Consider the following 6,193-nt stretch of genomic DNA (forward strand, 5'->3'; position numbering starts at 1 on the left):
ACGGCGGCGGCCCTTGCGAGTTAAGGTTGGTGTTTATTTTAAAATTATTTATCCTGATGGTACGGAAACAGCTAATCCAAACAATAGACCTGATTACAATAAGTTAAAAAATATTAAGTAACCCACTGGAATAAAAATTAATAGAATCTGGTTATATTTTTTTAGTCGTCATATGATAGATCAAGATGGTTGTTAAAAGACGGATAAAATAAACAAAAAATAAAAGCTAATGCATTAATTTTTCTCAGATAATGGTTGTAGATGTATTTTTAATACATTAAGTTTAAAACTGTCATGCCTGCGCTAAGTTTTTTCTTTAATGAAGGTTAATATGTTTTTTGTTCTTCGATGAACGCCGGATGTGAAGTTAATAAATAACTTAAGCAATCCAGATTATCCTATATTTTTGGATTTTTTATTGCTCATGCTTAAAGCATTTCCCCGTTGACGCGTCAACTTGCGATGTTCGAACGTTTAGCGGCAGATTTCTCTATATTGCGTCATCTTACCTATAGTCTCATTCAGTTTTCACTTGAGGAGTTAATTATGTCCAGGAGTTTTGTGCTGCTTGGCGATAAAACCACACACGGCGGCCAGGTTATTTCGGCGTCATCCACTATGGTTATCAACGGTAAAAAAGTGGCGTTGGTGGGGGATAAAGTCAGTTGCCCGCAAAAAGGTCATGGCATAACAACGATTGTTGAAGGCGCATCTGACTTTATTTCGGACGGCAAAGCCGTAGCGGTCAACGGCAGCCGTTGCGGCTGCGGCTGCCAACTTATTTCAAGCGTACCGGATGTTTTTGTAGGATAACTATTATGTCATGGAATAGGCCTGTTATAACGCCGATGGCGGAGCCTGAACCCCCGGTGGTAAGCCGTTGGATGTCGGCGCTGTTGCTGGTGGGTTTTGGCTGTCTGAGCGGCAGGATGCTGTTTCCGAACGGTATTCCGCTGCCTGGGGTACCTCTAAAACTTAATACCAACTGGCTGCTCATCGCATCGGCGCTGAGCCTGTTATGGATAATCGTATTGGGGCTGCGCTTCTATTTTTACGGCAACCGCCTGGAGCGTTACCGCCTTTGGCAGGAGGAGTGCCGCAAGGCGGACGCAGCCTGGCAGCAGTGGGCGCTGCGCCATATGACGCTCATTAAATCGGTGGTGCTGCTCCCGCGCAAAATCACCGCATCAATGATTCGTCGCGTTGCTCAGGATATTGAAGTCAGCACCGGTCTGGTTAAGCCAATCGATTATCTTCCCGCCGGGAGCGAGTCGCGCTTATCGCTGCTGCTGTCTCTTGCGGCTGAAGATATCGCGGCGCTTCCGCAGGAGATCGCGCTCAATATCAATATTATTCTGAACGAATCTCTATCTGACGATGCTAGCGCGCATCAAATGTTTACCTCCGCCTGGCAGCAGCATATCGGCGATATCCGTGGCTGGCAGAATTTGACTTTCCATCAATATCTATCGCCCATCATTATGGAAACATGGATAAAAACGCCAACGTTAACGGCTACGCTGGTGTTGGTCGTTCAACATGCCGACGACAATGATTTTTCCGACGGTCTGGCGGTCATGCTGATGATGAATGATGATCATGCCCGACTCTGGGGCTTTGGTGACAAAAAGAAAATCTATCGTCCCATGGTCGTAACGCCGGAAGAGGCTGCCGCGCAATATCGGTTGTTTATCAACACCCAGCAACCGGCGCGTGAGGCTAAAGGGCTGTTGCTGGCGGATAGCGGAAGCAGTCACCATACGGCGGACATCACGCAGCAATCTCTGGAGGGCGGCGGCAGGCTGGATGCCGGCCGCGTTCTTAATTTGGAAACCTTTATCGGGCCGAGCGGCCCTGCCGGCGCCTGGCTGGCAATGGCTTTGGCCGCCGATCTTACGGTGAGTCATCAAGGCAATTACTTAGTGCTGGCGCAAGACGATCGGCAGTGGGTGATCGGCACTATTCAATAATTGGAGCGTCATTGATATGTTCGGTAACAAGTGGAACAGAACAGGGATTTTCGTACTTTTTGCCGCTGTAGCGTCAGCCCTGGGATATTTTATCTGGCGCTATGGCGATCGTTTGGGGCTGGATGTTCAGGACCGGCGGTTGGCCGTATTAGGTCTCACCCTAGCCCTATTTATTCTATTTTTGCTGGTGCAATTGATCGTCACGCTGTCACGGCGTGTCGACACGCGTCTGTCGGCGGAAAAAAGCGGCCAATATCCGGAAGGCGAAGCGCGGGCGTTGGGCAAGCATACTGAAAACGCGTTTTTAGCGACGCTCAAAAGCCACCTGCGTTATCGTTACGGTCGGCGCTGGAAGCGTCGCGTCAGCGTGCTAATCGTTTTGGGCGAGCCCGAACTGGTCGAACAAACGGCGCCGGGCTTGACGACTCAACAGTGGCTTGACGCTGAAGGCACTGTCATTATCTGGGGCGGTAATGGTCTTGCCGAAAACAGCGCGGAGCTCTTCGGCATTTTACGCCACCTGCGCCGGCGGCCGGTCGATGCGGTCGTTTGGGTCGCGGATGAGGCTCGCGCAGAGCAGAGCGCTTTGACCGACGCGTTTACTCGTAAGCTGCATCAGAGCTTCCGTACACTTGGCTGGCAGGCGCCGCTCTATTTGTGGGAGGTTCGCGACAGCGCATGGAATCAGCGCGATCGCGATACGCAACCGGTCGGTTGCCTGCTGCCTAATGAGTGCTCGCCGGAGCGGCTGGCAGCAAGCTTGCATCAGCTCACGCCGCGTCTCACGCAGCAGGGGATGAGACAAGTGCTGGCCAATTCTCGGCACGATTTTCTGCTGCGTTTGGCGGAACAGCTGAATACCGGGGGCATTGAGCGTCTGCGTCAGGCTTTGGTGCCGCTGCTTACGGGCGCGCAGCCCATTCGGCTGGCCGGCTTGATGTTCAGTTTGCCGGTTGTATCGCGGGAAGGCGTCGCTCGTCACGGCTGGCTCCCTGACGCCGGCTGGAATGGCATTATCAGCGATGCACGGGTCTGGCGCGGGCGCTCCCTAGGCTTCCCATGGGCGAAAACAGCGCAGTGGGGGCTTATCGGTTTGGCAATCGTATGGAGCCTTGGCAGCATTATGTCATTCCTCAACAATCGCGCGCAGATTATCAGTAATAACCGCTTGGCTGATAACGTTCAGCAAGGGCAGCGCTCGCTTAGCGATCGCCTGCTAAGCCAGCAGGCTCTGCAGCAGGAAATCGGACGGTTGCAGCATAATGCGGCAAACGGCAGCCCCTGGTACGACCGCTTCGGTTTGGATCAGACCCGGCCGCAGCTGGCGGCCCTGTGGCCGGTTTATCAGCGCAGCAACGACGGCCTGATGCGCGATGCCGCGGCCGAGCGTCTGTTGGAAGAGCTGGCGCTGCTGAGCGCGCAGTCCGCCGACGCCGACGCGCAGCAGCCGAAAAACGCCAGGCCGCTGTACAACACGCTCAAGGCGTATCTGATGATGGCGCGTCCCGATAAAGCCGATCCGGCGTTTCTGGCGGAAAATCTGGCGCGCGTCTGGCCGCATCGCGAGGGCGTGGCGGACGGCGTCTGGCAGAGCGCCGCGCCCTCTCTGCTGGCGTTTTATGCGCAGAACCTGCCGTCGCACCCGGAATGGAGTATTCAGCCAGACGCGCGGCGGGTCAATCAGGCGCGCAAGACGCTGCTGCGTCACGCTACCCGTCTGGATATGGAAAACGAACTCTATCAGAAACTGTTGCAGCAAATTGCCCATCAGTTCCCCGATCTGACGCTGGAGCAGTTGACGGGCGAAACCGATGCGTCGTTGTTGTTCACTAACGACGGCGGCGTACCGGGAATGTTTACCCGTCAGGCCTGGGAGCAAAAAGTGCGCGGAGCGATCGATAAGATTGTCCGCCAGCGCGGCGCTGAAGCGGATTGGGTGCTGAGCGATAACCGCGCCCATGAGCAGGATCTTTCCACCGACGCGTTGCAAGCACGGCTGCGCGCCCGCTATTTCGAAGATTTCGCCAGCGCGTGGCTGGATTTCCTCAACGGCATGCAGTGGCAGCCGGCGGCGTCGCTGTCCGACTCCATTGACCAGTTAACGCTGATGGCCGATGCCCGGCAGTCGCCGCTGACCGCATTGATGAAGTCGATCGCCTGGCAGGCGTCAGCCGGTCAGAAGGACGCCGCCCTGTCCGGAACGGTCGAACAGGCGACGCGCGGGCTCTTTAGCCGCGACGACCGCCAGACGGAAAACGGTGTGCGTCAGCCCGGTCCGCTGGATGACGTTTTCGGCCCTCTGCTGGCGCTGATGGATACTCAGGCCGGCGCACAGAGCAACAATAGTCTCAATCTGCCGACGTTCCTGACGCGGATGACGCGCGTGCGGCTGAAACTGCAGCAGATCACCAACGCGCCGGATCCGCAGGCGATGGCGCAGGCGATGGCCCAGACGGTGTTTCAGGGAAAAACCGTCGACCTGACCGACACGCGTGACTACGGCAGTCTGCTGGCCGCCAGCCTGGGTCAGGAGTGGGGCGGTTTCGGCGACGCACTGTTCGTGCAGCCGGTGGAGCAGGCGTGGCAGCAGGTGCTGACGCCGACCGCCGCCAGCCTTAATGCGCAGTGGCGGCACGGGATCGTGGATGAGTGGAACGACGCGTTCGACGGACGCTACCCGTTCCGCGCGACGCAAAGCGATGCCTCGCTGCCGCTGCTGGCGCAGTATCTGCGCGCGGACAGCGGCCGTATCGCACGTTTTCTGAGCACCCGGCTGAGCGGCGTGTTGCATAAAGAGGGCAACCAGTGGGTGCCTGACGCCATGAATACCCAAGGCATGCGCATCAACCCGCAGTTCCTGCGCAGCGTTAACCAGCTTAGCCAACTGGCGGATATCGTGTTCGCCGACGGCGACGCCGGCATGCATTTCGAGCTGATGGCGCGGCCGGCGCGCGATATCGTCCAGACCGCGTTAACCATCGACGGGCAGGAGATCAAATATTTTAACCAGATGGAGAGCTGGCATGCCATTAGCTGGCCGGGTAACAGCTTCCGTCCAGGGGTGATGCTGACCTGGGTCAGTACCACGTCCGGCAATCGCGAGTATGCCAATATCCAGGGAACCTGGGGACTGATCCGCCTGTTGGAAAAAGCGCAGGTGACGCCGATCGACGGCAGCCGTTATCAACTGGTGTGGCGCGCGCAGGATGGTCTGCCGCTCAATTACGTGCTGCGCACCGAATTGGGCAAAGGGCCGCTGGCGCTGCTGGACCTGAAAGGCTTCCGTCTGCCGGACACGATTTTTATTGAGTAAAGGGATGCCCTGCGCCCGCCGTGGCGCAGGGCTGTAAACCGTATGAGGGGATATCCTCAGAATAAAACCTATTTTTATTAGCGCATGCCATTTTTTTATAATGCGATTGTATTTTATTTAATGTCTTATTTTAAATTTGAGGTCTTATGAAGCGTAAAAACAGAATTATCGCATTGCTGCTTTCTGGTTTTTTAGGCATGTTAGGCGCCGATCGCTTTTATCTTGGCAAAATTAAAACCGGCATACTTAAACTGATTACCTTTGGTGGTTTTGGCATATGGTGGTTTTGGGATTCGGCGCTGTTGATTGTGGATGCATTTCTCTTCTCTTTGGGAAAGGACAACGGTTTTGTTAAAGATAAAAATGGCAATGAACTTAAATATGGCCTATCGGCATACCGTTTTAAAAATGGTCGCTTCCAACAAGACTGGTTTACGGATGATGATGAAGGCTTAGAAAAAGAAAACGATGTGGGTAATAGCCAGTCTATACGTCCTGGAACGTTAAAAAAGAGTTGGCTTAACCGTAACTGGAAATGGGCTATCCCGGTTTCTATCTTTTCTATGGTTATCGCTATCTTTATTGGCGTTATGGCTATATTGAAGGGCAATGTTGTTTATCAGGACGCGCTGGCTAGAGTGAAAAGTGATGTTCGCGCTATCGATAAGTTAGGTGAAAATATTTCCGATGGCTACTTTATTACTGGAAGCGCCAGTAATGAAGCCGTCGATTTTAAAATCCCCGTGTCTGGTGAGAAAAGTCGTGGCGATATTTATATTCAGGCAAAAAATATTGCCGGACAGTGGGTATATCATACGCTGATTCTCAATACCGAGCGCAATGAGCAAGTTGATATTCTTACGCAGCAATAAAATTTATTTTCGATAAATTTACCGCTACCGAAGAGGTA

4 protein-coding genes are annotated in these 6,193 nt (G+C 53.9%); all 4 read left to right on the plus strand.

Features of this window, described 5'->3' with window-relative positions; all coding sequences use genetic code 11:
* The first annotated feature begins 546 nt into the window (after positions 1-546).
* The 4 genes from VSX58_RS22280 (at position 547) to VSX58_RS22295 (ending at position 6,155) form a co-directional block, all read left to right on the plus strand.
* A complete protein-coding gene (locus tag VSX58_RS22280) occupies positions 547-813 on the plus strand; it encodes a PAAR domain-containing protein (protein ID WP_327619967.1) in 267 nt (88 codons plus the stop codon).
* A gap of 5 nt (positions 814-818) precedes the next feature.
* The gene (locus tag VSX58_RS22285; protein ID WP_327619964.1) at positions 819-1,970 is read left to right on the plus strand and encodes a hypothetical protein; all 1,152 of its coding nucleotides are present in this window, start codon (positions 819-821) and stop codon (positions 1,968-1,970) included.
* Positions 1,971-1,986: 16 nt separating this feature from the next.
* On the plus strand, positions 1,987-5,283 hold the full coding sequence (locus VSX58_RS22290; RefSeq protein ID WP_327619965.1) for an ImcF-related family protein: 3,297 nt from the start codon (positions 1,987-1,989) through the stop codon (positions 5,281-5,283).
* Positions 5,284-5,429: 146 nt separating this feature from the next.
* Entirely contained in the window at positions 5,430-6,155 is a 726-nt protein-coding gene (locus tag VSX58_RS22295) for a cytochrome c oxidase assembly factor Coa1 family protein (RefSeq protein WP_327619966.1), read from the plus strand.
* The last annotated feature ends 38 nt before the right edge of the window (positions 6,156-6,193 follow it).

It is taken from the genome of Brenneria populi (assembly GCF_036016195.1).
GTDB classification, from domain to species: Bacteria; Pseudomonadota; Gammaproteobacteria; order Enterobacterales; family Enterobacteriaceae; genus Brenneria; species Brenneria populi.

Bases quoted from the DNA above. Each gene is read 5' to 3' on its own strand.
- VSX58_RS22290 (WP_327619965.1), top strand. From the start codon at position 1,987: ATGTTCGGTAACAAGTGGAACAGAACAGGGATTTTCGTACTTTTTGCC.
- VSX58_RS22285 (WP_327619964.1), top strand. From the start codon at position 819: ATGTCATGGAATAGGCCTGTTATAACGCCGATGGCGGAGCCTGAACCC.
- VSX58_RS22295 (WP_327619966.1), top strand. From the start codon at position 5,430: ATGAAGCGTAAAAACAGAATTATCGCATTGCTGCTTTCTGGTTTTTTA.
- VSX58_RS22280 (WP_327619967.1), top strand. From the start codon at position 547: ATGTCCAGGAGTTTTGTGCTGCTTGGCGATAAAACCACACACGGCGGC.